We start from the raw sequence: 25,682 nt of genomic DNA, 5'->3' as shown, positions 1-25,682 counted from the left end.
GGGCGTCAGCGAGCCGCCGCCCGCCGCCGTCCCGTGCCCCCGTCAGCCGTCCGTCTCCAGCACCGCCCGTACCTCCCGCACCAGCGCCTCCGCCTCCGCCACCGCCCGCTCGGCCGGCGCCCGCAGCGCCTCCGCCACGCGCCGGGCGAACCCCGGCGGGGTGTGCGGCAGAGCCGCGGCGGCGGCCGCGGCGCCCTTCTCGTTGAGGCACCACGTCCTGTGGTGGGCGTGCAGGCCCTGGGCGAGGACGCCGAAGGCCCGGGACAGACACAGCGCCACATACAGCGCGTCGTCCCCGGCGCCGTCCCCGCGCCCCACCGTCTTGCGGGTGGCGGCCACCGAGAACGACGCCTCCCACACCGCCCCGGTCAGCGCCGCCCGCAACGGCTCCGGATAGTCGGCGGTCTCCGTCCGCAGCCGCGTCAACTCGCCGTGCGGATCGGCCAGTACGCGGCAGAGCGCGACCTCCCCGGCATACGCGGGCGACCAGAATCCGAGGGGGTGCCCCGGCTGCGTACCCACCTCGTACCGCCCCTCCCGGCACCCCGCCCAGACCCGTTCCACCCGGTCGAGATCGCGCAGGATCCAGTCCACAGCGACGCCGTTGACGGTCAGCCAGGCGCCGCCGTTCACCCAGGGGCCCCAGCCGCCGGGGCCCGCGACCTCCACCGGGGAGTCCCCGGCGCCGTCGTCCACCTCCGCCGCGAGCGCCGTCAGCGCCGGTACGTCCACATCCCCCCGGTAGTAGACGCCCAGGTCCCAGTCGGAGCCGGGGCGTGCGGCGCCCCGGGCGCGGCTGCCGCCGAGGGACACGGCGCGTACGCCGCGCACCCGGGTCAGCCGTGCGGCCATCGCCCCGATCGCCTCCTCCACGGATGCCCCGGCGGATTCCGTCACGGCCGCCTCCGGCGGCCGGTCCTCAGGTGTGTTCATGGTCGCGGACCGTACCCGCTCCCGGGCTGTCGGTGCCCGGGAATATCCTGGAGGCCCGGCCCGTGGCCGACAGTGCCGACAGAGGAGACGAAGGTGACGTCGATGCTCGATGCGGTCGTCGTGGGGGCGGGGCCCAACGGGCTGACCGCCGCGGTCGAGCTGGCCAGACGCGGCTTCTCCGTGGCCGTGTTCGAGGCCAGGGAGACGGTGGGCGGCGGGGCGCGGACCGAGGAGCTGACCCTGCCCGGATTCCGTCACGACCCCTGCTCGGCCGTCCATCCGCTGGCCGTGGGCTCGCCCGTCTTCGGGACGATGCCCCTCGCGCGGTACGGACTGGACTGGCTGCACCCCGAGTTGCCCATGGCGCACCCCTTCGACGACGGCACGGCGGCCGTGCTCTCGCGCTCCGTCGCGGAGACGGCCGCCTCGTTCGGCCCGCGTGACGCCGGAGCCTACCGGCGGCTCGTCGCCCCGTTCGCCGGCAAGTGGGACTCGTTCGCCGCGGACTTCATGTCCCTGCCGCTGACCGCGCTGCCGCGCGACCCGGTCACCCTCGCCCGCTTCGGGCTGGTCGGACTGCCCCCGTCGACGTGGCTGATGCGCCGCTTCCGCGACGACAGGGCGCGCGCACTCTTCGCCGGGCTCGTCGCCCATGTCATCGCCCCGCTGGGCGGCCTCGCGACCGGCGCCGTCGGGCTGGTCTTCGCGCTCGCCGCGCACGCGGGCGGCTGGCCGATGCCGCGCGGCGGCTCGCAGTCGATCTCGGACGCCCTCGCCGCCTACCTCCGTGACCTGGGCGGCACCGTCCACACCGGATACGAGGTCAAGCGGCTGGACGACCTGCCGCCGGCCCGCTCGTACATCTTCGACACCTCCCCGACCGCCCTCGCCCGCATCGCCGGTCTGGGCCGCGCCTACGACGGCTACCGGTACGGCGCGAGCCTGTTCAAGATCGATTACGCCCTGGACGGGCCCGTGCCCTGGACGGCGGAGGAGCCGCGCCGGGCGGGCACCGTACAGATCGGCCCGAGCAGCCGGGAGATCGGGACGGCGCTGCGTCAGGCGTCGGGCGGGCAGGCGCCGGACACACCGTTCCTGATCACCGCGCAGCCCAGCCTGGTCGACCCGTCGCGCGCGCCGGAGGGCCGGCACGTCTTCTGGGCGTACGGCCATGTCCCCAACAGCTGGCAGGGCGACTTCACCGAGTCGATGGAGCGTCAGATCGAGCGCTTCGCCCCCGGTTTCCGCGACCGGGTGCTGGCCCGCGCCACCGCGGGACCCCGTGAACTGGCCGACCGCAACGCCAACTACGTCGGCGGGGACATCGCCTGCGGCGCCGCCTCCGGGCTCCAGCTCCTGGTGCGCTCCAAACTCTCCCTCTCCCCGTACACCACCTCGCACCCCGCCGTCTTCCTCTGCTCCTCGGCGACCCCGCCGGGGCCCGGAGTGCACGGCATGTCGGGGCACAACGCGGCGAAGGCGGTGTGGCGGCGGCTGCGCCAGGACTGAGCCGCCCGCGGAGAGCGGACCCGCGCCGTCCCGCGCCACCTCGGGCGATGCTCCAGTCTTCGCACGTGTGAGCGAACGCGTGGCGGTGCGGGACGCCGCGCCGGGGAGCGCGGTGGGGGTCGGCGACGCACCCGGCCCGGCTCGGCCTGCGGAACCGTCGCCCCCGGCGGCCGGAAGGCCAATGTCGTTTTCTCGCCAGTCGGGACGGCGCCGGTACGCGATGATGGAGCCATGCGCCCCGCGATGCACACCGACACCGAACGCTGTGTACGGGCCGTCAGATCCAACGACGCGAGGTTCGACGGCTGGTTCTTCACGGCTGTCCTGACCACCGGGATCTACTGCCGGCCCAGCTGTCCCGCCGTACCGCCCAAGGCCGAGAACATGACGTTCTACCCGAGCGCCGCCGCCTGCCAGCAGGCCGGGTTCCGCGCCTGCAAGCGGTGCCGGCCGGACACCAGCCCCGGATCCCCGGAGTGGAACGCCCGCGCCGACACCGTGGCCCGGGCCATGCGGCTCATCCACGACGGCGTCGTGGACCGCGAGGGCGTCCCCGGGCTCGCCGGACGGCTCGGCTACTCCGCGCGCCAGATCGAGCGCCAGCTGCTCGCCGAGCTGGGCGCCGGGCCGCTCGCCCTGGCCCGCGCGCAGCGGGCGCAGACCGCCCGGCTGCTGATCGAGACGACCGCGCTCCCGATGGCGGACGTGGCCTTCGCGGCGGGCTTCGCCTCCATCCGCGCCTTCAACGACACCGTCCGCGAGGTCTTCGCGCAGTCACCGAGCGAGCTGCGGACCCGCGCCACCGCGCGCGGCTCCCGCACGTCCGGCGACGGCGCCCGCGGGGTGATCTCACTGCGCCTGCCGTTCCGCGCGCCGCTCACCCCCGACAACCTCTTCGGCCATCTGGCCGCGACGGCCGTACCGGGAGTCGAGGAGTGGCGGGACGGCGCCTACCGGCGCACCCTCACCCTGCCGTACGGGCACGGCGTCGCGGCGCTCTCCCCGCGCCCCGACCACATCGCCTGCCGGCTCTCGCTCACCGACCCCCGCGATCTCACCCTGGCCATCAGCAGCTGCCGCCGCCTGCTCGACCTGGACGCCGACCCCGTCGCCGTGGACGAGCAGCTGCGGGCCGACCCCCGGCTGGCGCCGCTGGTCGACAAGGCCCCGGGGCGGCGGGTGCCCCGTACCGTCGACGCCGCCGAGTTCGCCGTACGCGCCGTACTCGGCCAGCAGGTCTCCACCGCCGCCGCGCGGACACACGCGGCGCGGCTGGTGACCGCGCACGGCGTCCCCGTCCAGGACCCCGAGGGCGGGCTCACCCATCTCTTCCCGACGCCCGCCGCGCTGGCCACGCTCGATCCGGCCGCGCTGGCCCTGCCGCGCACCCGGCGCACCACGCTCACCACCCTGGTCGCGGCCCTCGCCGACGGCTCGCTGCGGCTGGGACCCGACAGCGACTGGGAGCAGGCCCGCGCCCGGCTGGCGGAGCTGCCCGGATTCGGGCCGTGGACGGTCGAGGTGATCGCGATGCGGGGGCTGGGCGACCCCGACGCCTTCCTCCCCACCGATCTCGGCATCCGCCGCGCCGTCCGGACCCTGGGCCTGCCGTCCACCCCCGCCGCGCTGACCGCGCGCGCGGCGGGCTGGCGGCCCTGGCGCGCCTACGCCGTCCAGTACCTGTGGGCCACCGACGACCACGCCATCAACCGCCTTCCCGCGTAACCCCCACCCGGCTCACCCTCGTTACACAGACACCTCGCGTAAGGAGCCTCCGCATGACCACCCCGCGCACCGTGGACACGGCACAGGTCGTCCACACGGTGATCGACAGTCCCTACGGCCCGCTGACGCTCGTCGCCACCGACGGCGCCCTGAGCGGGCTCTACATGACGGAGCACCGTCACCGCCCGCCGCAGGAGACCTTCGGCGTCCCCGACTCGGGCCCCTTCACCGAGGTCGTCCGCCAGCTCGGTGCCTACTTCGACGGCGAGCTGACGGAGTTCGACCTGCCGCTGCGAGTGGCGGGCACCCCCTTCCAGCGCGAAGTCTGGGAGCAGCTGAAGAAGATCCCGTACGGCGAGACCCGTTCCTACGGCGAACTCGCCGAGGCCCTCGGCAGGCCCGGCGCCTCACGCGCCGTGGGCCTGGCCAACGGCAAGAACCCGGTGAGCATCATCGTGCCCTGCCACCGGGTGATCGGATCGACCGGCAGCCTCACCGGATACGGCGGCGGGCTCGCCCGGAAGCAGCGGCTGCTGGCCTTCGAGCGGTCGGGGGCGAAGTCCCCGGAGGAGACCGCGACCCTCTTCTGAACCCGGCGCGCCCGCGTCCAGCTCGCGTGCCCGTGCCCGGCCGGTCCGATCGAGGACCCGGCCGGGCACACCGGTGGGTGAACCGCCGTGCCGGGTCGCCCGCCGGGCACGAGCGGTGCTCTAGCTTTGGCTCCTCACGGCACCGTCACACTCCAGGGACGTCAGGCATGAGCACCCTCAGCACACCGTCCGACGAAGCCGTGGGCGAACGCTCGATGGGACGGCTGTTCGGCCTCTCCGACGCGGTCTTCGCCATCGCCATGACCCTGCTCGCCCTCGACCTGGGCGTGCCCGCGCTGAACAGTCCGACCGAGGGCGAGCTGCGCCACGCGCTGGCCGGACAGGGCTCCCACTTCCTGGCCTTCCTGCTGAGCTTCTACGTGGCCTCCGTCTACTGGCGGCGCCACCACACCGAGATGCGCGACGTGCGCGTCAGCCACCCCGCGCTCGTCCGGCGCACGATGATCCTCCTCCTCGCGGTGAGCGCGCTGCCGTTCGCCTCCAACCTGCTGGGTTCCTACGGCAGTCGGGCCGGAATCGTGCTCGCCGTCTACGCCGGGGTCAACGTCGTCGCCATCGCGGCGCTGCTGCTGCTCCGCCACGCCGTGCGCCACCACCGGCTCTCCACGGAACCCGGCCCCCGGCCCGAAGCCGTCGAGCTGTGGTTCGACCTCGCCGCGATGCTGCTGGCCGTCCCGGCCGGTTACCTGCTCCCCGGCCACGGAGTGGTCGCGCTGATCGTCCTGCTGGTCGTCAGCGGCCGGGCCGGCTGGTTCATGACGCGTCGGCGACGGCGAAGGGATTCGGCACGCCTCCCGTCCAGCGGTGCAGGACCGCGCGGCCGGTCTGCCGGGTGACTCCGTCGGCGCGCACCGTGCCGGCCTCGGCCACGTAGTAGCGCCCGTCGTCGAGCGAGACCAGCCCGTACTGCCCGGCCGCCTCCCAGCCGTTCACCCCGGACCCGGCGTCGTGCAGCCCCTGTGGCAGGAGGGACAGCAGCCGGCCGTGCTCGGGCTCCCGCTGACCCCGTACGACGCCGTCCACGGGGCGTTTCGAGCCGTCCACGACGAAGAGCGTGTACGGGGGGAAGTGTGTTTTGGTGCCCTTGTAGACGGCGAGCAGCCAGTTTCCGGTGTGCCGGTCGTACTCCAGGTTCTGCACGCCGTAGGTGGTGTTGCCGGTGTACGCGAAGTACTTGCCGCCGGGGGAGGCGGGGCCGCTGGTGTGCGGCGACTGCTCGGTCAGCGGGCGCTCGTACCTCTTCCACCCCCGCACGTCGTACTGGAGCAGGACCTGGTGGTCGTTGTCCTCGCGGCCGGTGTTGGCGTAGATCCCGTACGCGACGGTGAGCCGCTCGCCGCCCGTGCCGTCGAGGGCCGGGCCGAAGGCCACACCGTCGATGCCACTGCAACCGTAACGGTGGTCGGGGGTGGCGGCGGTGTCGCCGTCGAAGACGCCGTTCCCGTCCATGTCGGCCGTGTAGTCCTTCACGACCTCGCCGAGATGGACGGTGGAGACCACCCCGGTGGAGGCCGCGTCCATGTCCATCCGGTTGATGCGGGCCCCGTCGAAAACGGCGATGTAGAACGCCTTCGCCGCCTTGTATTCGAGCGAGCCGTAGACCCTGCCGTCCCGTTCGTCGAAGTCCAGGTCCCCGAGATGGCCGGTGAAGCCGGTGACGGAGCCGAGCGGGGTGCCGCGCAGATCCGTCTTGACCAGGAGGTTGGTGAAGGAGAAGTACAGGTGGCCCGCGCGGCGGTCGACGGCCATGCCCTGAAGATGGCCGGACCGCCAGCTTCCGCCGTCGACCGACGCGGGGAGCCGCGGCAGTGTGCGCGCGGCGGCGACAGGAGTGGCGGTCGCGCCGGCGCCGGTGTCGGCGGGCGCGGTCCGCGGCCCGCCCCCGCCCGCCAGTAGCACCGCGCTCAGCACGGCCGGAACGACGGCGCCGAAGACGCGCAGGACGGCCGCCGTCCTGCCGCGCGCCCGGGTCCCGTCCGCCTGACGGCTGCTCAGTCTGCTGGATCGCGTGCGCATCGGGGGGCCTCCGCGAGTCGTGGGGGACTCCAGGATGATGCCGCCCGCGCGTGCACGGCGGACCAACGCGGCGTGAACGGCGCGACATGCCTCCGACGGGCCCTGTCCCCATGCCCGTTCCGCCGCCCCGATCCCGCTCCCGATCCCGCTCCCGACGCCGGTCTCGCCCCCGGTCCCGCTCCGTCTCAGTCCGTCCGCCCGGCCAGGGCGACGGGCATCACCAGCGTGGTGAAGCCGCTCTGGTCCGCGGAGCGCACCACGACCGGCTCCGTCGGAGCGGCGATCTCCAGCAGGACGTCCGGGCCGACGCTCGTCTCCAGCGCCGCGACGAGCACGGCGGGGGCGAAGCCGATCCGCAGGGGCGGTTCACCCGTGCGGACGGCCGGCAGCACCTCGGCCCCGGAGCCGTCGGGCCGCGCCACGGTGACCTCGTCCGTACCGAGCCGCAGCGCGACGCCCGGGGCGTCGCCGAGGGCCTCGACGGCGGTCAGCAGGGCCTCCCGGCCCACGATCACCCGGTGCCGATGCGGCGTCAGGGCCGCGAGCATCTCGCGGTAGGCGGGGAACTCCCCCTCGGAAACGGGAAGTTCGCGCAATCCGCTGCCGTCCGTGTCATACGCCCGGACACCGTCGGGCCCCGCCTCCAGGGTCACCGCCGCGCAGCGCGCCGCCCAGGTCCCGAACTCCACCAGCCGCTCGGCCGCGATCAGCACCGCCCGCGCCCGCCCCTCCACCGTCAGCACCGGCTTCAGACCGCGCAGCGCCAGGCGGTAGCGGTCGGTGGCCACGAGCCGCACCTCGTCCGCGTCGATCTCCACGAGGACGCGGCCGAGGACCGGGATCTTCGGGTCCTCGCCGGTCGCGGGTACGACCTGACGTATCGCGCCCGCCAGTTCGGCCCCGCCGAGCCGCACCCGGGTGGGGGCGGGCTCCCCGTGCGCCTCGGCGGCGGAGGAGTCCGGGCCCGGCATGGAGCGCAGCACGGCCGCGATCGCGGCGTCGGCCGTCCTGCTCCGCTCCCGCACGGTGGCGCGGTGCCGTTCCAGCACGGCGCGCGCCTCGGCCACCTCGCCGTCGAGGACGACCATGACATCCGCGAGCGGAAGCCCGGCCGACCGCAGACTCCGCAGCATATTGGCGCGGATCGCCTGGTCGGGGCTGTAGGAGCGGTAGCCGGTGGCCGCGTCCACCCGGGCGGGCGGAAGGACGCGGCAGTCGTCGTAGAAGCGCAGGGCGCTCGGGGTGAGCCCGACGCGCCGGGCGAAGACGCTGATGCTCAGCAGTTCGGGCGGCGTGCCGAGCGTGAGGTCGACGGGGGAGCCGCGCCTCGCGCCCCCCGCCGTACCACCCGTGCCGTTCCCGCCAACCGTGTCGCCCGTGCCGCCGGTCCCGCGCGGAGTGTTGTCCGTGGTGCTGTCCATGGCGGCGATTGTCGACGTTCACGCTGCCTGAAAGTCAACTCCGCCCGGCACCGGGTCACTTCCGTCAGACGCGGTGGCCGTTCTCCAGCTCCACCGTGCGTCCGCCGGCCTCCAGCGCGTCGAGCGCGATCAGCACCCGCCGCCCGAGCGAACCGGGCAGCCAGGCGGGTACCTCGGAGGGCTCCACCAGGCGCCACGAGAGCAGTTCGTCCTCCTGGAGAACGATCGCAGCGAGCCGCTCCTCGCTCAGCACCCCGCCGTCGTACAGGTACGAGGCCACGGGCGGCCGGGCCTCCCCCTGCACCCAGTCCACGGTGAGCAGCGTCCCCGGCTCGATGTCGAGGCCGATCTCCTCCAGCGTCTCGCGCCGGGCGCCCTCGCGCGGGGTCTCGCCGTCGTCCGACTCGATGGTCCCGCCGGGCAGCGCCCAGCCCTCCCGGTAGTTGGGCTCGACGATCAGTACGCGCCCCGCGCCGTCCCGCAGGAGCACGGCGGCGCCCGCGAGGATCCGGGGCAGCGAGGCGATGTACGCGGCGTAATCCTCGGCCTCGGCCTCGGCGGCGTCGGATTCGGGGGTGGGAACGGGGGCGGGAGTCTGGGTATCGGTGTCCATCACACGCGAAGGGTATCCGGGCGAGAGGGGCGCGCCATACGTAGGTAAATATCCATTATTGAGGTGTGGTATGTCGTCCCCGCCGGACGGCCACGGGCGACGGGCATGGGCGACGGGCATGGGCATACCCCCGCCGTGCGGATAGGGTCGGACCGGCGCGACACCTGTTCGAAAGCAAGGGATACAAGGTGACGGACGGCGCGGTAAACGGGCCCGCACGCGTACTGATCGCGGCGGACAAGTTCAAGGGCTCACTCACGGCGGTGGAAGTCGCGCGGCGGGTGACGGCGGGCCTCCGCCACGTCGTCCCCGACCTCGCGGTCGAGGCGCTGCCCGTCGCGGACGGCGGGGACGGTACGGTCGCCGCCGCCGTGGCGGCCGGATTCGAGCGGCATGAGGTCCGCGTCACCGGGCCCCTCGGTGACGCGGTGACGGCGGCCTTCGCGCTGCGTGACGGCACGGCCGTCATCGAGATGGCGGAGGCGTCCGGCCTCCAGCACCTCCCCGAAGGAGTCTTCGCGCCGCTCACGGCGACCACGTACGGCTCCGGCGAGCTGCTGAGCGCCGCGCTCGACGCGGGCGCCCGCTCCCTCGTCTTCGGCGTCGGCGGCAGCGCCACCACCGACGGCGGCGCGGGCATGCTCAGCGCGCTCGGCGCCCGCTTCCTGGACGCCGGCGGACGGCCGGTGGGCCCCGGCGGCGGCGGACTGCGGGACCTCGCCACCGCCGACCTCTCCGGTCTCGACCCGCGCCTCACCGACGCGGACACCGTGCTCGCCAGCGATGTCGACAATCCGCTGACCGGCCCCAAGGGCGCCGCCGCCGTGTACGGGCCGCAGAAGGGCGCCACCCCCGCGGACGTCACCACGCTCGACGCGGCGCTCGCCCGCTACGCCGGGGTGCTGGAGGCGGCCATCGGGTCCCGCGCCGCCCATCTCGCGTTCTCGCCGGGCGCGGGCGCGGCGGGCGGTATCGGCTACGGCGCGCTGGTCGGCCTCGGCGCCCGCTTCCGCCCCGGGATCGAGATCATGCTCGACGTCCTGGGCTTCGCCCCGGCGCTGGCCCGGGCCACCCTGGTCATCACCGGCGAGGGATCGCTGGACGAGCAGACCCTGCACGGCAAGGCCCCCGCGGGCGTCGCTGCGGCGGCCCGCGCCAGGGACGTCGAGGTCGTCGCGGTCTGCGGGCGGCTGAGCCTGCCCCCGGAGGCCCTCGGCCGGGCCGGTATCCGCCGGGCCTACGCCCTCGGCCAGCTGGAGCCGGACCCGGCGGTGTGCATGGCCGAGGCGGGTCCGCTGCTGGAGCGCCTCGCGGCGGACATCGCGCGGGACTTCCTGGTCTGAGGGCCGCGCGCCACCGCCGCCGGGGGCCGCGCGCCACCGCCGGCGGAGCCACGGGACAGCGAGGAGGCCCGGGTGCGGTACGCACCCGGGCCTCCTCGCGTTGCCACGCCCACCGCTACGGCAGCTGAGCCGCCCGTGCCTCGCGACGGTTGCCGCGGAAGGTGTTCACCCGGCGCGCCGTGGCGAAGAGCGGGATCACCGCGCCCGTCACCACCTGGAGCGCACAGCCGGTCTGGAGCAGCAGCTGGCCGCCCGGCGCGTCGAACGCCCAGGCCGCCAGGAGCCCCATCGCGGCGACGATCCAGCTGAGCATCGCGAGTGCGAGCACACCGCGCGGCTTGGGGTACTCGACCCGGCTCACCATCAGCCACGCCACCCCGATGATCGCGAGCAGTGTCGGGACGAAGGGCAGCTCCAGCAGCACGATCGAGATGACCGTGAGGGCGCCGAAGGGGCTCGGCATCCCCTGGAACATGCCGTCCTTCAGCGTCACGCAGGAGAATCTGGCCAGCCGGAGCACGACGGCGAGCAACACCACGATCGCCGCCAGCGCCGACACCCGTTGATGTGCGTCGTCCGCGACCATTCCGTACACCAGTACGAAATAGGCCGGGGCGAGACCGAAGCTGATCAGGTCGGAGAGGTTGTCCAGCTCCGCGCCCATCGGGGAGCTGCGCAGCTTGCGCGCCACGAGACCGTCGAACAGGTCGAAGATCGCCGCGGCGAGCATCAGGATCACGGCTGTCGCGGCGGAGTGCCGTGCCATGCCGCTCTCGTCGCTGCCCGTGAGGTGCGGGATGAGGATGCCGGTGGTGGTGAAGTAGACGGCCATGAAGCCGCAGGTGGCGTTACCGAGCGTGAGGGTGTCCGCTATCGACAGCCGCAGCGACAGCGGCATGTCCTCGGCTTCGGCCTCCGCCTTGGCCTCTGCCTCGGCGACCCAGCCCGCTTGCGTATCAGGATCAATCACGGTCAATTCGAGTCACCCCTGCGGTCGTGGTCTGACCGACCTCGACAGCGACCTCGACACCTTCCGGAAGGTAGATGTCGACGCGCGAGCCGAACCGGATCAGGCCGATGCGCTCGCCCTGTTCCACCTTGGTCCCCTGGGGGAGGTACGGGACGATGCGCCGGGCCACCGCGCCCGCGATCTGCACCATCTCGATGTCGCCCAGCTCCGTGTCGAAGTGCCAGACAACGCGCTCGTTGTTCTCGCTCTCCTTGTTGAACGCCGGGACGAACCCGCCGGGGATGTGCTCCACGGAGGTCACGGTTCCCGCGAGGGGAGCCCGGTTGACGTGAACGTTCAGCGGGCTCATGAAGATGGCGACCCGGGTGCGCCCGTCCTTCCACGGCATGATGCTCTGCACCACACCGTCGGCCGGGGAGATGACCCGGCCCTGCGTGATCTCGCGCTCCGGGTCTCTGAAGAACCACAGCATGCCCGCCGCGAGCGCGGTGGCGGGCACGGCGAGGGCTGCCGCGCGCTTGGAACGGCGTGCGCGGGCCAGGCCGATCGCTGCGGTCGCGACGGTCGGCAGGAGCCACGGCGATGCTCCGCGTGCGATGCGGACCCGGCCGCTGGGTGCAGAGGTTTGGCTGTGGGGCATGGATGACCTTCGTAGCGGATGATGCCGCGCTGGCAACGGGGGACGGCGGCTTTCCAGCGATGGTACTGGTTGTGAGCCGCAACTGAGCAAGCCAGCACCCGAGTCGGGCGGCTTGAAGCGTGCGGCACACCTCGATCTGGTGTGATCTTCTTCGCCGTCAAATCGGTTCAAAGGCGATAATTATCCCTGGAATCGGTACTCCTCCAGCAGTCGGCGGCCGATGATCATTTTCTGGATCTCGGCGGTACCCTCGCCGATCAGCAGCATCGGTGCCTCGCGGTAGAGACGCTCGATCTCGTACTCCTTGGAGAAGCCGTAACCGCCGTGGATACGGAAGGCGTCCTCGACGACTTCCTTGCAGTATTCGGAGGCGAGGTACTTCGCCATCCCTGCCTCCAGGTCGTTTCGTTCCCCGGAGTCCTTTTTGCGTGCCGCGTTGACCATCATCGCATGGGCGGCCTCGACTTTGGTAGCCATCTCGGCCAGCTTGAACTGGATCGCCTGGTGCCGGGCGATGGGTTTCCCGAATGTGTGGCGCTGCTGCGCGTACGAGACGCCGAGTTCGAAGGCGCGATGAGCGACCCCGCAGCCACGCGCCGCGACATTCACCCGGCCGATCTCGACACCGTCCATCATTTGGTAAAACCCCCGGCCGGTGGTGCCGCCGAGGACCCGATTGGCCGGAATGCGAAGTCCGTCCATCACCAGCTCGGTGGTGTCGACGCCCTTGTACCCCATCTTGTCGATCTTCCCGGGCACGGTGAGGCCGGGGCGCACCTCGCCGTAGCCGGGCTCCTTCTCCACCAGGAACGTCGTCATCGACTTGTGCGGAGGCGTACCCGCCGGATGCCCCTCGTCGCTCCGGCAGAGCACCGCGACCAGGTGCGAGGTGCCGCCGTTGGTCAGCCACATCTTCTGACCGTTGAGCACATAGGCGTCGCCGTCCCTCGTTCCCCTGGAGGTGATCGCCGCGACGTCCGAGCCGAGGGCCGGCTCCGACATCGAGAAGGCGCCGCGCACCTCGCCGGTCGCCATGCGGGGCAGAAAGGTGTCCTTCTGCTCCTGGGTGCCGTACCGCTTGAGCAGATACGCCACGATGAAGTGCGTGTTGACGATGCCGGATACGGACATCCAGCCGCGGGCGATCTCCTCCACGCAGAGCGCGTAGGTCAGCAGGGACTCGCCGAGGCCGCCGTATTCCTCCGGGATCATCAGCCCGAACAGTCCGAGTTCCCGCAGACCCTCGACAATCCGCGTCGGATATTCGTCGCGGTGCTCCAGCTCGGTGGCGACCGGGATGATCTCCTTGTCGACAAAGTCCCTTACGGTCGCCAGGATCTCCCGCTGGATATCGGTCAGCCCAGCGGTCTGCGCGAGTCGGCTCATCTCACTTCTCCCGTGGCGTCGGCGCGGACTTCGGTTCGGACTTCGGCGCGGATTTCGGTTGCGGCCGGCCGGGCTGTTCTCCGCCGCGTTCCTTCACGTAGGACGCGGTGGGGACCATCACTTTGCGGCGGAACACACACACCACGGTGCCGTCCTGGGTATAGCCCCGCGTCTCCACCCGGACGATTCCGCGGTCGCTTTTCGACTTCGACGGTGTCTTATCCAGGACCGTCGTCTCGCCGTACAGCGTGTCGCCGTGGAAGGTCGGCGCGATGTGCCGCAGCGACTCCACCTCCAGATTGGCGATGGCCTTGCCGGAGACATCCGGCACGGACATTCCCAGCAGCAACGAGTAGACGTAGTTGCCCACCACGACGTTCTTTCCGAAATCCGTCGCCTGCCCCGCGTAGTGGGCGTCCAGATGCAGCGGATGATGGTTCATGGTGAGCAGACAGAAGAGATGGTCGTCGTACTCCGTGACGGTCTTGCCGGGCCAGTGCCGGTAGACCTCGCCGACCTCGAACTCCTCGAAGGTGCGTCCGAAGCGCATCGCGCTCACCCCTCCGGCGCTTCGAACGAGGAGGTCCGGGACAGCCCGGCGGCCCGGCCCTTGCCGGCGATCACGAGTGCCATCTTCCGGCTCGCCTCGTCGATCATCTCGTCCCCGAGCATCGCCGAACCCTTCCGGCCACCGGCGTCCGAGGTGTGGAAGTCGTACGCGTCGAGGATCAGCTCGGCGTGGTCGTAATCCTCCTGCGAGGGCGAGAAGACCTCGTTGGCCGCCTCGATCTGCCCCGGGTGCAGCACCCACTTGCCGTCGTAGCCGAGCGCGGCGGCGCGGCCCGCCACCTCGCGGAAGCCGTCCACGTTCCGGATCTGGAGATAGGGCCCGTCGATGACCTGGAGATCGTGGGTGCGGGCCGCCATCAGCAGTTTCATCAGAATGTAGTGGTAGGCGTCCGCGGGATAGCCGGGCGGCTGCTCGCCCACCACCAGGGTCCGCATGTTGACGGAGGCCATGAAGTCCGCCGGACCGAAGATGATCGTCTCGGTGCGCGGTGAGGCGGCCGCGATCGCGTCCACGTTGACCAGGCCCTTGGCATTCTCGATCTGCGCCTCGATGCCGATCCGGCCCACCTCGAAGCCCATCGTCTTCTCGATCTGGGTGAGCAGCAGGTCCAGCGCCACGATCTGCCGCGCGTCCTGCACCTTGGGCAGCATCACGCAGTCCAGATTCGGTCCGGCGCCCTCCACGACCGTGATCACATCGCGGTAGGTCCACTCGGTCGTCCAGTCGTTGACCCGCACCACCCGGGTCTTGCCCGTCCAGTCACCCTCGTTGAGGGCTTTGACGATGGTGTGCCGGGCGCCCGGCTTGGCCAGTGGAGCGCAGGCGTCCTCCAGGTCCAGGAAGACCTGGTCGGCCGGGAGCCCCTGGGCCTTCTCCAGGAACCGGGGGCTCGACCCCGGCACGGCCAGGCAGGAGCGGCGCGGCCGGAGCCGGCCGGCCGTGGTCGCGGGCGTGGCGGTGGGCGTGGTCATGCGCGTACCTCCAAGGGGTCGAGCTTGTTGGCCTTACGGATCTCGTCGACGATACGGCCGATGATCCCGGTGATCCCGAAGTCCTTCGGGGTGAAGACGGCGGCGACCCCGGCCGCCCGCAGCAGCGCCGCGTCGGCACTCGGGATGATCCCGCCGACGATCACGGGCAGATCGCCCGCGCCCGCCTCGCGCAGCCGTGCGAGCACATCGGGCACCAGGGCGGTGTGCGAGCCCGACAGGATCGACAGGCCCACGCAGTGCACGTCCTCGGCCAGCGCCGCGCCGACGATCTGTTCCGGGGTCAGCCTGATGCCCTGGTAGACCACCTCGAAGCCGGCGTCCCTGGCGCGTACCGCGATCTGCTCGGCGCCGTTGGAGTGCCCGTCGAGCCCCGGCTTGCCGACCAGCAACCGCAGCCGTCCCGCGTTCAGTTCCTCCGCCGTACGGGACACCTTCGCCCGTACGGCGGCCAGCGGGGTGCCCGCCTCGGCCGTCACCGCGACCGGCGCACCGCCCACCCCCGTCGGAGCGCGGAACTCACCGAACACGTCGCGCAGCGCCCAGGACCACTCGCCGGTGGTCACCCCGGCGCGTGCGCACTCCACGGTGGCGGCCATCAGATTGCCGGTGCCGGCGGCGGTCCGCTTCAGCGCGGAGAGCGCCCCGGCGGCTCGTGACTCGTCCCGCGCGTCGCGCCACTCGTGCAGCGCCGCCACCACCCGGGCCTCGTTGGCCGGGTCGACCGTCATGATCGCGGTGTCGAGATCCGCGGTCAGCGGGTTGGGCTCGGTCGACTCGTAGCAGTTGACGCCCACGACCTTCTCCTCGCCGGACTCGATCCGGGCCCGGCGTTCGGCGTGCGCGGAGACCAGCCGCGACTTCAGATAGCCGGACTCGACGGCCGCCATCACCCCGCCCATCTCCTCGATCCGGCCGATCTCGCCGAACGCCTCGGTGACCAGGGCCGCCACCTTGGTCTCGACGACCTGCGAGCCTTCAAAGAGGTCCGCGTACTCCAGCAGATCGCTCTCGTGCGCCAGGACCTGCTGGATACGCAGCGACCACTGCTGGTCCCAGGGCCGGGGCAGCCCCAACGCCTCGTTCCAGGCGGGCAGTTGCACCGCGCGGGCGCGGGCGTCCCTGGAGAGCGTCACGGCGAGCATCTCCAGCACGATCCGCTGGACGTTGTTCTCCGGCTGCGCCTCGGTCAGCCCGAGCGAGTTGACCTGGACGCCGTAGCGGAACCTGCGCTGCTTGGCGTTCTCGATCCCGTACCGCTCCCGGGTGATCCGGTCCCAGACGCGGGAGAACGCGCGCATCTTGCACATCTCCTCGACGAACCGCACGCCCGCGTTGACGAAGAAGGAGATCCGCGCGACCACCTCGCCCCTGCCCTCCTCGGGGATCTGTCCGGACGCGAACACCGCGTCGAGCACGGCGATCGCGGTGGACATCGCGTACGCGATCTCCTGGACGGGGGTCGCCCCCGCCTCCTGGAGGTGGTAACTACAGATGTTGATGGGGTTCCACTTGGGGATGCGGGCGACCGTGTACGTGATCATGTCCGTGGTCAGCCGCAGGCTCGGCACCGGCGGGAAGACATGGGTTCCGCGGGACAGGTACTCCTTCACGATGTCGTTCTGCGTCGTCCCCTGGAGCCTGGTGATGTCCGCGCCCTGCTCCTCGGCGACCACCTGATAGAGGGCCAGCAGCCACATCGCGGTGGCGTTGATGGTCATCGAGGTGTTGGTGCGCTCCAGCGGGATGTCCCGGAACAGCCGCCGCATGTCGCCGAGGTGCGAGACCGGCACCCCGACCCGGCCGACCTCGCCGCGCGCGAGGACGTGGTCCGGGTCGTAGCCGGTCTGGGTGGGCAGGTCGAACGCGACGGAGAGTCCCGTCTGTCCCTTGGCGAGATTGCGGCGGTACAGCTCGTTGGACGCCTCGGCGGTGGAGTGACCGGCGTACGTCCGCATGAGCCAGGGCCGGTCCTTCGCGCGTTCCCCGGTCATCTCACACGCTCCCGCGGTGCTGATCGGTCCGCTCCGCCGGCGCGTCACGGAACAGGTTGATCGCGTCGATGTGCCGGGCGCGCAGCTCCTCGTCCCGTACCCCCAGCCCCTCGCGCGGCGCCAGCGCCAGCACGCCGACCTTGCCCTGGTGGAGGTTGCGGTGCACGTCGTACGCGGCCTGGCCGGTGTCCTCCAGGGCGTACACCTTCGACAGCGTCGGATGGATCCTGCCCTTGGCGACCAGCCGGTTCGCCTCCCACGCCTCGCGGTAGTTGGCGAAGTGCGAGCCCACGATGCGCTTGAGCGACATCCACAGATAACGGTTGTCGTACTCGTGGGTGTAGCCGGACGTGGAGGCGCAGGTGACGACCGTGCCGCCCTTGCGGGTGACGTACACACTGGCGCCGAAGGTCTCGCGCCCCGGGTGTTCGAAGACGATGTCCACGTCCTCGCCGCCCGTCAGTTCGCGGATGCGCTTGCCGAAGCGCTTCCACTCGCGCTGGTCCTGGTGGTGGTCGTCCTGCCAGAACCGGTAGCCCTCGGCGGTGCGGTCGATGATCGCCTCGGCGCCCATCCGGCGGCAGATCTCCGCCTTGCGGTCGCTGGAGACCACACACACCGGGTTCGCGCCGCCGGCGAGCGCGAACTGCGTGGCGTACGAGCCGAGTCCGCCGCTCGCGCCCCAGATCAGGACGTTGTCCCCCTGCTTCATGCCGGCGCCGTTGCGCGACACCAGCTGGCGGTACGCGGTCGAGTTGACGAGGCCGGGGGCCGCCGCCTCCTCCCAGCTCAGATGGAGCGGCTTGGGCATCAGCTGGTTGGACTTCACCAGCGCGAGCTCCGCCAGACCGCCGAAGTTGGTCTCGAAGCCCCAGATCCGCTGTTCGGGGTCGAGCATCGTGTCGTTGTGGCCGTCGGACGACTCCAGTTCGACGGAGAGGCAGTGTGCCACCACCTCGTCGCCCGGCCGCCAGGCGTTGACCCCGGGACCGGTGCGCAGGACGACACCGGCGAGGTCGGAGCCGATGACGTGGTACGGCAGATCGTGCCGCCGTGCCAGCTCGCTCAGCCTGCCGTACCGCTCCAGGAAGCCGAAGGTCGGCAGCGGCTCGAACAGCGAGGTCCACACGGAGTTGTAATTCACCGAGCTGGCCATCACGGCCACGAGGGCCTCGCCGGGGCCGAGCGGGGGCACCGGCACCTCGTCGAGGTGCAGCGAGGCGCGGGGGTCCTTCTCCCGGCTGGGAAGGCCCGCGAACATCTCCGTCTCTCCCTTGTGCACGGTCACCGCGCGGTACGACTCGGGGACGGTCAGAGCGGCGAAGTCGGCGGACGTACTGTCCGGCGACTGGATCGCCTCCAGGATTTCCTTCACGGTATGGCCTCCGGCGAAGCTGAGGGTGCGAGTGCGGCTGGGGGCGCGCGGGCGGACGGCGAGGTGCCCGGTCGCGGGATGGAGGTGTGCCGTCGGTTCGGCGGATGGTGCTGATCACGTGGTGCTGATCGCCCGGTGCGTGACGTGCTGATCGCGCTGACGTGCTGAGCGGTGGCGCCGGGTGGGCGCGCGGGTGCCTGTGACGCAGGCGTCCGGGGCGCAGGCCCGGGGGCTTGCGGGAACAGCCGGACAACATCAACGTATGGCACGCCGTGACAGCTGGCAAGGCACTGGGTGCCAAGAATTTGTCTCAATTGACGCAGGGGCGGCACGCATGAGCACCACCCGCCGCCCGAAGTGCCGTAAGAGCACTTCAGGTGGCCGGTCGACCGTGGAAGGAGGAGGGGTCAGGCGTTCTTGAGCGCCTGCTTGATGGTCCGCATGACCTCGTCCAGCGGGGCATCGGTGTGGGCCACCGCGACCAGCACGTCCCCACTGGTGCGCGCCGAGGCCGCCGGGCGGCGGGGCGCCTCGCCCATGGTGCGGCCCGCGCCGATACCGGAGCCGAAGGTCTCACGGACGATCGCGAAGGCGTGGTCGAGCTGTGTCTCGACGTCGCCGCGGCCGCCGGCCCGCAGCCAGCGGCGCAGCACATGGTTGTGCGCGGTGACCACGGCGGACGCGGCCACCTCCGCCAGCAGCGGGTCGTCATTGCCGTCGGTGTGGTCGCGCTCGTCGAAGTGACCCAGCAGATAGCGGGTGAACAGCCGCTCGTAGCGGGCCACCGAGGCGATCTCCGCCTCCCGCAGCGTGGGCACCTCGCGGGTGAGCTTGTAGCGCGCCACGGAGACGGTGGGGGAGCCCGCGTACATCCGCATGACTTCCTTGATGCCCCGGCAGACCGTGTCCAGCGGGTGCTCGTGCGCGGGGGCGGCGTTGAGCACCGCCTCCGCCCGCACCAGCGTGTCGTCGTGGTCCGGGAAGATCGCCTCTTCCTTGGAGCGGAAGTGCCGGAAGAAGGTGCGGCGGGCGACCCCGGCGGCGGCGGCGATCTCGTCGACCGTCGTCGCCTCGTACCCCTTGGTCGCGAACAGTTCCATGGCCGCCGCCGACAGTTCGCGGCGCATCTTGAGCCGCTGAGCGGCGGCGCGGGTGCCCGCGGCGCTCTCGGGGACGTCGGACTTGCTGCTGGAACGGGCGGACCTGGCGGGCTGGGACATGAGGTGAACGTACTGCATCGACGCCGCGGAGCGCGCCCGAGGGGGCGGCCCGCCCCCGGTCCCGACCCGCCCCGCGTTCCTCTCTTCGCCCAGCTCAGGGGCGGGTGCGCCGTCTTGCCCGGGGGCCGGCTCAGCGGCGCTTGGCGTACTCACGGAAACCGCGCCCGCTCTTGCGTCCCAGGCACCCCGCCGCCACCAACTGCTCCAGCAGCGGCGCGGGGGCCAGCGAGGGGTCCCGGAACTCCTGGTGCAGCCCCCGCTCGATGGCGAGCGAGACATCGAGGCCGACCACGTCGAGCAGTTCGAAGGGGCCCATCGGATAGCCGCCGCCGAGGCGCATCGCCGCATCGATGTCGTCCATCGTCGCGTAGTGCTCCCCGACCATCCTGACCGCGTTGTTGAGGTACGGGAACAGCAGCGCGTTGACGATGAATCCGGCGCGGTCGCCGCAGTCCACCGGGTGCTTGCCGACGGCCGCGCTCACCTCGCGGACGGTGGCGTGGGCGCTGTCGCAGGTCAGCACCGTACGGACCACCTCCACCAGCCGCATCGCCGGAGCCGGGTTGAAGAAGTGCATGCCGAGGACGTCCTGCGGGCGGGAGGTCGCGCGGGCGCAGGCCACCACCGGCAGCGAGGAGGTCGTCGTGGCCAGCACCGCTCCGGGCGCGCACACCGTGTCGAGCGCGGCGAACAGCTGCCGCTTGACGTCCAGGTCCTCGGCCACCGCCTCGACGGCGAGGTCCACCGCGCCGAGCGCGTCGAGCGATCCGGCCGGGGCGATCCGCTCCAGCGAGGCGTCGCGGGCCTGCCGCGTCAGCCGCCCCTTCGTCACCGCACGCTCCAGGGACGCGGCGATCCTGGCCACGGCGGCCGTCGCCCGCTCCCGGGTGCGGGCGGTGAGCACCACGTCGTACCCCGCCGTCGCGAAGACCTCGGCGATGCCGCTCGCCATCGTGCCGGAGCCGGCGACGCCCACCGAGGCGACGGGCCGGCCCAGGGCGGCCGGCGCCGCGGGCGACGGGGTGAGCCCGTCCGTCACCGGGGTGCCGCTGCCGGGCGCCTCGTACGTGTAGAAGCCGCGCCCGGCCTTACGGCCCGTCAGCCCGGCGTCGCTGAGCTGCCTGAGCACGGGCGTGGGCGCGTGCAGCCGGTCGTGCGACGCGGCGTACATCGCGTCGAGCACGGTACGGGCGGTGTCGATCCCGATCAGGTCCAGCAGCGCGAGCGGCCCCATCGGCAGCCCGCACCCCAGCCGCATCGCCGCGTCGATGTCCGCGCGCGAGGCGTACCCGGACTCGTACATCGCCGCCGCCCGGTTGAGATAGCCGAAGAGCAGCCCGTCCGCGACGAATCCCGGCCGGTCGCCCACGGCCACCGGCTCCTTGCCCAGGGCGCGGGCGAGCGCGGTGACGGCAGCGACGGCCGCCGGTGAGGTCAGCACCGACGACACCACCTCCACCAGGCGCATCGCGGGGGCGGGGTGGAAGAAGTGCAGGCCGAGCACGCGTTCGGGGTGCGCCGAGCCGGCGGCCAGCCGGGTCACGGACAGCGCGTTCGTGCCGGTCGCGAGGATCGCGGTGGGGGCGACGATCCCGTCCAGTTCGCGCAGGACCCGCCGTTTGGTCTCGTACTCCTCCGGCACGACCTCGATCACCAACGGGGCGTCGGCGGCGGCCCGGGGGCCGGAGAAGGTACGGAAGCGGGCGAGCGCGGTCAGCCGCTCCCGCGCGTCGAGCCGCCCGCGCCCCACCGCCCGCGCGGTGGACTCCTCCAGCGTGCGCACGGCCCGCGCGGCGGCCGCCGCGTCGGGATCGATACCGATCACCTCGCGGCCGGAGAGGACCAGAAGCTCGGCGATGCCGGTCCCCATCGTGCCGAGGCCGACGACGGCGACGGTGGAGAGGGGCGCGGCGGGGGCGGGCGAGGCGGAGGCGGTGGTGGTGACGGGGGTGACGGTGGTGGCCGGGGCGGTGGTGGTGTCGGTCGCGGTCGCGGTGGCGGCGGTGGTCGCGGCAGGGGTGTCCGTACGGATGTCCATCGGGGGACTCCAGGGGGATGGGTGACGGCTGAGGGCGCGCGCGAACGGCGGCGCGGGTGAAGAGGGTTGCGAGGTCTGCGGCGGGCCCTGTCCCGGGGCCGCGCCGTGCGGACGGCCCGTGCGGACCGTGCCGTGAAGCCGCTGAACCGACAGCGACAGGACTCGCGACGGCTGCGTCACCAGGCCGTCGAAGTCGCGGAGTTCATCCGCTCATTTGAGATTAACCGACGGGTAACGAGCGCGCCAGAGGGGTGCGCCCACCGGTCCGCTGTGCGGTGCGTCACGGTCACCGGACTCGCTACGCTGCTCCGTATGGATGAGGACTTCCGCTCCCTCGCGGACCGCGTGCGCGGCGAGTCCGGCGGCTCCGGCACCTGCGAACGGCTGATCGGCACCGAGGACACGGAGGAGCTGGCCACGGTCCTCACCGCACCCCAACAGCCCTTGTGGGCCAGGGAGATCGCGGCCTTCCGGCTCGGCTGCGCGGGAGACCGGCGGGCCTTCGAGGCGCTGGTCCTGCTCCTCAACCACCGCGACCCCGAGCGCTGCGTCAGCGCCTCGTACGCCCTGTTCAGGCTCGGTGATCCACGCACCCCTCGGGCCGCCGCCGCGCTCGCGACCAACGCGCTGCGGACGGCGTACGCGCTGCACCCCGTACGGCTGCTCACCGAACTCCGCGCCCCCGAGTCCCTACCGGCGCTCACCGCCACCCTGGGCCGGCTGCTGGCGCCCGGCGAACCGCACTGGCGGGTGGCGCTCGCCTGCGTGGAGGGGCTGGGGCAACTCGGCGACGGCCGGGCGCGCACGGTACTCGAAGCGGCTCGCGCTCACCCGAGGCTCGCCGCCGCCGCCGAGGAGGCGCTCAGCCGCATCGCGTAACGCAGCTCGCGCACCGTGGCCCCGGCCACCTCGAAGGACCCCTCGGCGCCGTCCGGCGCGAGACCGCTCTTGGCGTAGAAGCGCCGCGCCCGCTGATTGCCGGTCAGCACCCAGAGCCGCAGGCTCCGGCAGCCGCGCGCCTCCGCGTGGTCGGCGAGCGCGGCCATCAGCGCCCGGCCGACCCCGGTGGACAGGTGCTCGGGCAGTACGTAGAGCGTGTACAACTCGGCGGCGCCGGGCGGCGCGTCCTCGTCGCGGCCGGGACCGTAACACCCCCACCCGACCACCCGCCCCTCGCGCTCCGCCACCAGGTCGACCGCCCGTCCTGCGCCCCCGGCGAACTGCTCGCGGCGGACCGCCGTCTCCTCCACGACGCTCATCGCGTCCAGATACGCCTGCGGCACCACCCCGGCGTACGCGTGCTGCCAGCCGCGCACCCTCACCTCCGCGACCGCCGGGCAGTCGTCGGCGGTCATCTTCCTGATGTGCGGGCGCGCGGGGTCGTTCATGCGGGCATCCTCCCCGACGCCGCCGGCAACGGGCCAGGGGATTTCGCCCGGGGGCGCGACCGGGGCGCCGCGCGCTGAAGCGGGCCCCCTCCGGGAGGGCCGGAGGAGCGTGGCGGGAAACCCGCGCCTCTCTTCGGGGCAGATTGCGGAAGTCAGCCCAGGTACGGCGCGGCCCGGTGCTCGGTGAAGTGCCGGAGCCGTAGCCGCTGTGTGTGGTGCATGGGCAGAGAGTCAAGTTCTTCGGGCTCGACGAAGCGAAGTTCGGTGCTCTCGTCCGAGATGGCCAGGGTTCCGCCGGTGATATGGGCTGTGAAGCACACGTTGAACTGCCGGCGTACCTCTCCGTCGCTGTACGCGATGACGTGCCGGGGGTCCGTGTACGTGCCGACGAGCCCCGTGATCTCGACGTCCAGCCCGGTTTCCTCCTTGACCTCCCTCACCGCCGTGCCGGGCAGCGAGTCGCCCATATCCATCCCCCCACCGGGCAGCGCCCACAGGCCGTTGTCCCTGCGCCGCTGGAGCAGGACGCGTCCCCTGTCGTCGGTGACGACAGCGGAAGCGGCCACGACCAGGCTGTTGGGCGTCGGTGCGCCCGGGTCGTCGAAGTACTCGGTCCGTGCCACGGTGGTCACTTTTCCACAGGGCGGGCTGTCTCCCAGGCGGCGTTGAAGCTGCCCGCACAGGTGTCGAACAGCCCGCCCCCGGCACCGCGTCGGAGGTGCCACACGGGCGCCTCATAGGCGTTGACGCCCCAGACGTGCGCGTTGACGAGTACGTGGTCGTCGGAGCGGTACAGGCTGTTGTAGAGCGTTGTCCCGTGCGTCCGGATCTCAATGCCGGGTACACCGATGAGCGGTCGGTAGTGCATGAGTGCGAGACGACAGCGAGACTCAATGCCGTGGCCGAACTTCTCTTCCTGGCCACGCTGTTGGACGATGGGACTGTCCGGATCGCCCAGAGCGGCCCGGATCTGCATCCCTCGGCGGCCCGCTCGCGCAGCAGGTCATTGAGGCGTGGGTACGCCTCTTGAAAGAAGACAGCCGCGTACACCAACACGTCGATCCGCTGCTGTGCCCGAGCGAAGAGTTTCACGGTCCGACTGCACCGTCTACCTGACGCGGCACCCGGAGGGGCACAGGTGATCGCGCGCGACGACATCGGCGCACAGGTGGAGGACGCCACGGGGCGTGTCGGCATCCTCCGGGACGTGATCCCCGACTCCGAGGACCTCGCCGAATCCCCGGGGCGGCGCCGTAAGCGTTCTACGGCTCATGGGTGTCCGGGTCTACGATCCGACCACCGGCCGTTTCCTCCAGACCGACCCGGTCTACGGCGGCAACACCAGCGCCTATATCTACCCCGCCGACCCGATCGGTCAAGTGGACACCACCGGTGAGCTGAAATATCGCAATCAGTACAAGAAGACAAAAAACTACACGTTGAGCATCAGTCGAAACTGCAGTGGGAAATCCAAGTGCAGCTTGACTTGGTACGTGAAGCTGAAGAGTATCTGGAAAAAATATGGCTCTCTGAAATTCGTGTACAGCATCGCCCTCCCGGGATATTGGGCCAGAAAAAATCAGAACTACGGCCACCTGGAGTCAGGCACCTACACCTTCCATGGCTCTTGGGGGGTTCCGACGGACAAGAACCCTGACCGCGGAAAATACAAAGTCCTCGGAGTCACAACATGGTTCGACTGGACAGACAACGTTGAATTCTCCGGAAAATTCACCGCGCAAGGCATATGTGCAAAGAATCCAACTCTGAAGGTTTACGGACTTTTCACCTGATAGCCTCAGGTGGAATCCGGGTAATCTCGTAAAAGTGCATCGCCGGGGGGAGTGCCGGGAGCCCTCACCCCGGCGATGCGCTATCTATGTTAGGCGGCGAGGATGTCGAAATTTTCGGACTGGAGAGACAGAATGCTGCGGGCAGTCTGGCGGCAAGAGGAAGGAACCCCGGAAGCGGTACTGAAATGGATGTCCGACATGTATGGCGAATCCGGAGAAGTTGCGGAAATGGAATTCTGCGAACTCTGGACCGCGCGAACCTTTTCTATGGCGAAAACCGCTTTTGAGATGATCGGCAGGTCGGTGGAGGAGGAAACAGGAAAAGAGGTCGCCGGGAAGGAGTTTTGTTACATCGATTATCTGCGCGACTCGGATTTGGGGCCGGTCGGGGTGGTTCGCGTCAAGTCCATGGAGGTCTCGACGCCGGATTGGGGAGAGGTTTTGGGTGTTATGGCGGAGGGAATGCAGGAATTCGTCATGAGCCACTATCGCGTGGTCTGGCCTGTCTGCGCTGATCACAAATGTGGTCTGCATGTGGGTTTTTTTCACGAGACCGCGGTCTGGACATGTAAAGCCGGGATCACGAGTGGTCACGTGGTGAGAGCTATTGATCCCGCCGTTCGGTTGTAGACCACGGTGAATGGCTGAGAGCAACGGGTTGCCGGACGTCGCATCCGGTGTCGCCGCAGGGGCTCGTCCGCGCCTGCCAGCCCATCTTCAGCGCGGCCGAGTTCGCACCGAGCCCCCGGGCACAGCCGACAGCGAACGCCACATCAACTCGGAACGGAACCTTGACCGCGCTTATGGAAGAGGCGGAGAGCACCCTTCAGCGGCAAACGCGAACTCCGCAATGCAACCTCCCGTCGCAACCCATGACCTCGTGGACGCGGTGCACCGCTGCCGGATGCCGCGTGACGATGATGCGGGGCTCTCGGGTATGCAAGCGCGATACAGTCGGTAATCGCACAAGCCGTCTGCCTGATCTCACCTCACCACCGCAACCCCCGCTCACTTCCAGCACGTGCCCGTTGACATACCGGCCGGCTGGCCATACCGAGCAGTAGTGGTTCTGGCCGAACTTCCGTAAAACGCACACGTTGAGTGACGACTGACGCCCGTAACGGCTCGGGGAAGATGCCTCGAAATG

23 protein-coding genes and 1 pseudogene are annotated in these 25,682 nt (G+C 71.2%); 8 read left to right on the top strand and 16 right to left on the bottom strand.

What is annotated here, in order from left to right:
- Positions 1–42 precede the first annotated feature (42 nt).
- Complete coding sequence (locus tag ACFY6S_RS05270; RefSeq protein WP_388823852.1) at positions 43–852, bottom strand: nucleotidyltransferase domain-containing protein; 810 nt, start codon at positions 850–852, stop codon at positions 43–45.
- A gap of 174 nt (positions 853–1,026) precedes the next feature.
- Between ACFY6S_RS05270 and ACFY6S_RS05265 the strand changes: the two genes are divergently transcribed.
- The 4 genes from ACFY6S_RS05265 (at position 1,027) to ACFY6S_RS05250 (ending at position 5,614) form a co-directional block, all read left to right on the top strand.
- Entirely contained in the window at positions 1,027–2,442 is a 1,416-nt protein-coding gene (locus ACFY6S_RS05265) for a phytoene desaturase family protein (protein ID WP_388823051.1), read from the top strand.
- A 243-nt stretch (positions 2,443–2,685) separates the two neighbouring features.
- Positions 2,686–4,167, top strand: a complete 1,482-nt coding sequence (locus tag ACFY6S_RS05260; RefSeq protein ID WP_388823850.1) for an AlkA N-terminal domain-containing protein — start codon at positions 2,686–2,688, stop codon at positions 4,165–4,167.
- Positions 4,168–4,220: 53 nt separating this feature from the next.
- A complete protein-coding gene (locus ACFY6S_RS05255) occupies positions 4,221–4,757 on the top strand; it encodes a methylated-DNA--[protein]-cysteine S-methyltransferase (RefSeq protein ID WP_388823049.1) in 537 nt (178 codons plus the stop codon).
- 167 nt (positions 4,758–4,924) lie between these two features.
- Positions 4,925–5,614 (top strand): TMEM175 family protein, encoded by a 690-nt coding sequence (locus ACFY6S_RS05250; protein WP_388823047.1) that lies wholly within the window; start codon positions 4,925–4,927, stop codon positions 5,612–5,614.
- Here the strand turns inward: ACFY6S_RS05250 and ACFY6S_RS05245 are convergent.
- From ACFY6S_RS05245 to ACFY6S_RS05235, 3 genes are all read right to left on the bottom strand, one after another.
- On the bottom strand, positions 5,532–6,794 hold the full coding sequence (locus ACFY6S_RS05245; protein WP_388823045.1) for a hypothetical protein: 1,263 nt from the start codon (positions 6,792–6,794) through the stop codon (positions 5,532–5,534). The two genes, ACFY6S_RS05250 and ACFY6S_RS05245, sit on opposite strands and share 83 nt — an antisense overlap.
- Positions 6,795–6,979: 185 nt before the next feature.
- Positions 6,980–8,215, bottom strand: a complete 1,236-nt coding sequence (locus ACFY6S_RS05240; RefSeq protein WP_388823043.1) for a MerR family transcriptional regulator — start codon at positions 8,213–8,215, stop codon at positions 6,980–6,982.
- A gap of 64 nt (positions 8,216–8,279) precedes the next feature.
- On the bottom strand, positions 8,280–8,828 hold the full coding sequence (locus ACFY6S_RS05235) for an NUDIX domain-containing protein (RefSeq protein WP_388823847.1): 549 nt from the start codon (positions 8,826–8,828) through the stop codon (positions 8,280–8,282).
- Positions 8,829–9,016: 188 nt separating this feature from the next.
- On the opposite strand from ACFY6S_RS05235, the gene ACFY6S_RS05230 reads away from it, so the two are divergent.
- Positions 9,017–10,171 (top strand): glycerate kinase, encoded by a 1,155-nt coding sequence (locus ACFY6S_RS05230; RefSeq protein WP_388823041.1) that lies wholly within the window; start codon positions 9,017–9,019, stop codon positions 10,169–10,171.
- 115 nt (positions 10,172–10,286) lie between these two features.
- On the opposite strand, the gene pssA is transcribed toward ACFY6S_RS05230, so the two are convergent.
- The 9 genes from pssA to ACFY6S_RS05185 all read right to left on the bottom strand — a co-directional run bounded on the left by pssA (position 10,287) and on the right by ACFY6S_RS05185 (position 21,354).
- Entirely contained in the window at positions 10,287–11,141 is an 855-nt protein-coding gene (gene pssA, locus ACFY6S_RS05225; protein WP_388823039.1) for a CDP-diacylglycerol--serine O-phosphatidyltransferase, read from the bottom strand.
- Positions 11,134–11,781 carry a phosphatidylserine decarboxylase gene (locus ACFY6S_RS05220; protein ID WP_388823037.1) on the bottom strand — a complete coding sequence of 216 codons (648 nt, stop codon included), beginning with the start codon at positions 11,779–11,781 and terminating at the stop codon, positions 11,134–11,136. Before ACFY6S_RS05220 ends, pssA begins: the two co-directional genes overlap by 8 nt.
- 180 nt (positions 11,782–11,961) lie before the next feature.
- Positions 11,962–13,167: an acyl-CoA dehydrogenase family protein gene (locus tag ACFY6S_RS05215; protein ID WP_388823035.1), complete on the bottom strand. Its 1,206-nt coding sequence runs from the start codon at positions 13,165–13,167 to the stop codon at positions 11,962–11,964.
- A gap of 1 nt (position 13,168) precedes the next feature.
- Positions 13,169–13,717, bottom strand: a complete 549-nt coding sequence (locus ACFY6S_RS05210) for a MaoC family dehydratase (protein ID WP_388823033.1) — start codon at positions 13,715–13,717, stop codon at positions 13,169–13,171.
- Positions 13,718–13,722: 5 nt separating this feature from the next.
- Positions 13,723–14,709 (bottom strand): HpcH/HpaI aldolase/citrate lyase family protein, encoded by a 987-nt coding sequence (locus tag ACFY6S_RS05205; protein ID WP_388823031.1) that lies wholly within the window; start codon positions 14,707–14,709, stop codon positions 13,723–13,725.
- Positions 14,706–16,721, bottom strand: a complete 2,016-nt coding sequence (locus tag ACFY6S_RS05200; protein ID WP_388823029.1) for a protein meaA — start codon at positions 16,719–16,721, stop codon at positions 14,706–14,708. The genes ACFY6S_RS05205 and ACFY6S_RS05200 overlap by 4 nt, the downstream gene beginning before the upstream one ends.
- A 1-nt stretch (position 16,722) precedes the next feature.
- Entirely contained in the window at positions 16,723–18,096 is a 1,374-nt protein-coding gene (gene ccrA, locus ACFY6S_RS05195; protein WP_388823027.1) for a crotonyl-CoA carboxylase/reductase, read from the bottom strand.
- A 407-nt stretch (positions 18,097–18,503) separates the two neighbouring features.
- Positions 18,504–19,316, bottom strand: a complete 813-nt coding sequence (locus ACFY6S_RS05190) for a TetR family transcriptional regulator (protein ID WP_388823025.1) — start codon at positions 19,314–19,316, stop codon at positions 18,504–18,506.
- Between the two features lie 130 nt (positions 19,317–19,446).
- Positions 19,447–21,354: a 3-hydroxyacyl-CoA dehydrogenase family protein gene (locus tag ACFY6S_RS05185; RefSeq protein WP_388823023.1), complete on the bottom strand. Its 1,908-nt coding sequence runs from the start codon at positions 21,352–21,354 to the stop codon at positions 19,447–19,449.
- Between the two features lie 312 nt (positions 21,355–21,666).
- On the opposite strand from ACFY6S_RS05185, the gene ACFY6S_RS05180 reads away from it, so the two are divergent.
- A complete protein-coding gene (locus ACFY6S_RS05180; protein WP_388823021.1) occupies positions 21,667–22,233 on the top strand; it encodes an adenylosuccinate lyase in 567 nt (188 codons plus the stop codon).
- Here ACFY6S_RS05180 and ACFY6S_RS05175 read toward each other — a convergent pair.
- From ACFY6S_RS05175 to ACFY6S_RS05165, 3 genes and pseudogenes are all read right to left on the bottom strand, one after another.
- Positions 22,182–22,742, bottom strand: coding sequence for a GNAT family N-acetyltransferase (locus ACFY6S_RS05175; protein WP_388823019.1), 561 nt, complete (start codon positions 22,740–22,742; stop codon positions 22,182–22,184). The two genes, ACFY6S_RS05180 and ACFY6S_RS05175, sit on opposite strands and share 52 nt — an antisense overlap.
- Positions 22,743–22,894: 152 nt before the next feature.
- Positions 22,895–23,365: an NUDIX domain-containing protein gene (locus tag ACFY6S_RS05170; RefSeq protein WP_388823017.1), complete on the bottom strand. Its 471-nt coding sequence runs from the start codon at positions 23,363–23,365 to the stop codon at positions 22,895–22,897.
- Between the two features lie 5 nt (positions 23,366–23,370).
- Positions 23,371–23,816 (bottom strand): annotated as a pseudogene (locus ACFY6S_RS05165) (XRE family transcriptional regulator); the annotation flags it as partial.
- 197 nt (positions 23,817–24,013) lie between these two features.
- Here ACFY6S_RS05165 and ACFY6S_RS05160 point away from each other — a divergent pair.
- Positions 24,014–24,535, top strand: a complete 522-nt coding sequence (locus tag ACFY6S_RS05160; protein ID WP_388823015.1) for an RHS repeat-associated core domain-containing protein — start codon at positions 24,014–24,016, stop codon at positions 24,533–24,535.
- Positions 24,536–24,667: 132 nt separating this feature from the next.
- Positions 24,668–25,165, top strand: a complete 498-nt coding sequence (locus ACFY6S_RS05155) for a hypothetical protein (protein WP_388823013.1) — start codon at positions 24,668–24,670, stop codon at positions 25,163–25,165.
- Positions 25,166–25,682 lie beyond the last annotated feature (517 nt).

It is taken from the genome of Streptomyces sp. NPDC012835 (genome assembly GCF_042900885.1).
GTDB lineage: Bacteria > Actinomycetota > Actinomycetes > Streptomycetales > Streptomycetaceae > Streptomyces.
This window is presented reverse-complemented; position numbering and strand designations above follow the sequence as displayed.

Coding starts and splice junctions, on each gene's coding strand:
- ACFY6S_RS05270 (WP_388823852.1), bottom strand. CDS start 852: ATGGCCGCACGGCTGACCCGGGTGCGCGGCGTACGCGCCGTGTCCCTC.
- ACFY6S_RS05260 (WP_388823850.1), top strand. CDS start 2,686: ATGCACACCGACACCGAACGCTGTGTACGGGCCGTCAGATCCAACGAC.
- ACFY6S_RS05255 (WP_388823049.1), top strand. CDS start 4,221: ATGACCACCCCGCGCACCGTGGACACGGCACAGGTCGTCCACACGGTG.
- ACFY6S_RS05250 (WP_388823047.1), top strand. CDS start 4,925: ATGAGCACCCTCAGCACACCGTCCGACGAAGCCGTGGGCGAACGCTCG.
- ACFY6S_RS05245 (WP_388823045.1), bottom strand. CDS start 6,794: ATGCGCACGCGATCCAGCAGACTGAGCAGCCGTCAGGCGGACGGGACC.
- ACFY6S_RS05240 (WP_388823043.1), bottom strand. CDS start 8,215: ATGGACAGCACCACGGACAACACTCCGCGCGGGACCGGCGGCACGGGC.
- ACFY6S_RS05235 (WP_388823847.1), bottom strand. CDS start 8,828: ATGGACACCGATACCCAGACTCCCGCCCCCGTTCCCACCCCCGAATCC.
- ACFY6S_RS05220 (WP_388823037.1), bottom strand. CDS start 11,781: ATGCCCCACAGCCAAACCTCTGCACCCAGCGGCCGGGTCCGCATCGCA.
- ACFY6S_RS05215 (WP_388823035.1), bottom strand. CDS start 13,167: ATGAGCCGACTCGCGCAGACCGCTGGGCTGACCGATATCCAGCGGGAG.
- ACFY6S_RS05210 (WP_388823033.1), bottom strand. CDS start 13,717: ATGCGCTTCGGACGCACCTTCGAGGAGTTCGAGGTCGGCGAGGTCTAC.
- ACFY6S_RS05205 (WP_388823031.1), bottom strand. CDS start 14,709: ATGACCACGCCCACCGCCACGCCCGCGACCACGGCCGGCCGGCTCCGG.
- ACFY6S_RS05200 (WP_388823029.1), bottom strand. CDS start 16,721: ATGACCGGGGAACGCGCGAAGGACCGGCCCTGGCTCATGCGGACGTAC.
- ACFY6S_RS05190 (WP_388823025.1), bottom strand. CDS start 19,316: ATGTCCCAGCCCGCCAGGTCCGCCCGTTCCAGCAGCAAGTCCGACGTC.
- ACFY6S_RS05185 (WP_388823023.1), bottom strand. CDS start 21,354: ATGGACATCCGTACGGACACCCCTGCCGCGACCACCGCCGCCACCGCG.
- ACFY6S_RS05180 (WP_388823021.1), top strand. CDS start 21,667: ATGGATGAGGACTTCCGCTCCCTCGCGGACCGCGTGCGCGGCGAGTCC.
- ACFY6S_RS05175 (WP_388823019.1), bottom strand. CDS start 22,742: ATGAACGACCCCGCGCGCCCGCACATCAGGAAGATGACCGCCGACGAC.
- ACFY6S_RS05160 (WP_388823015.1), top strand. CDS start 24,014: ATGGGTGTCCGGGTCTACGATCCGACCACCGGCCGTTTCCTCCAGACC.
- ACFY6S_RS05155 (WP_388823013.1), top strand. CDS start 24,668: ATGCTGCGGGCAGTCTGGCGGCAAGAGGAAGGAACCCCGGAAGCGGTA.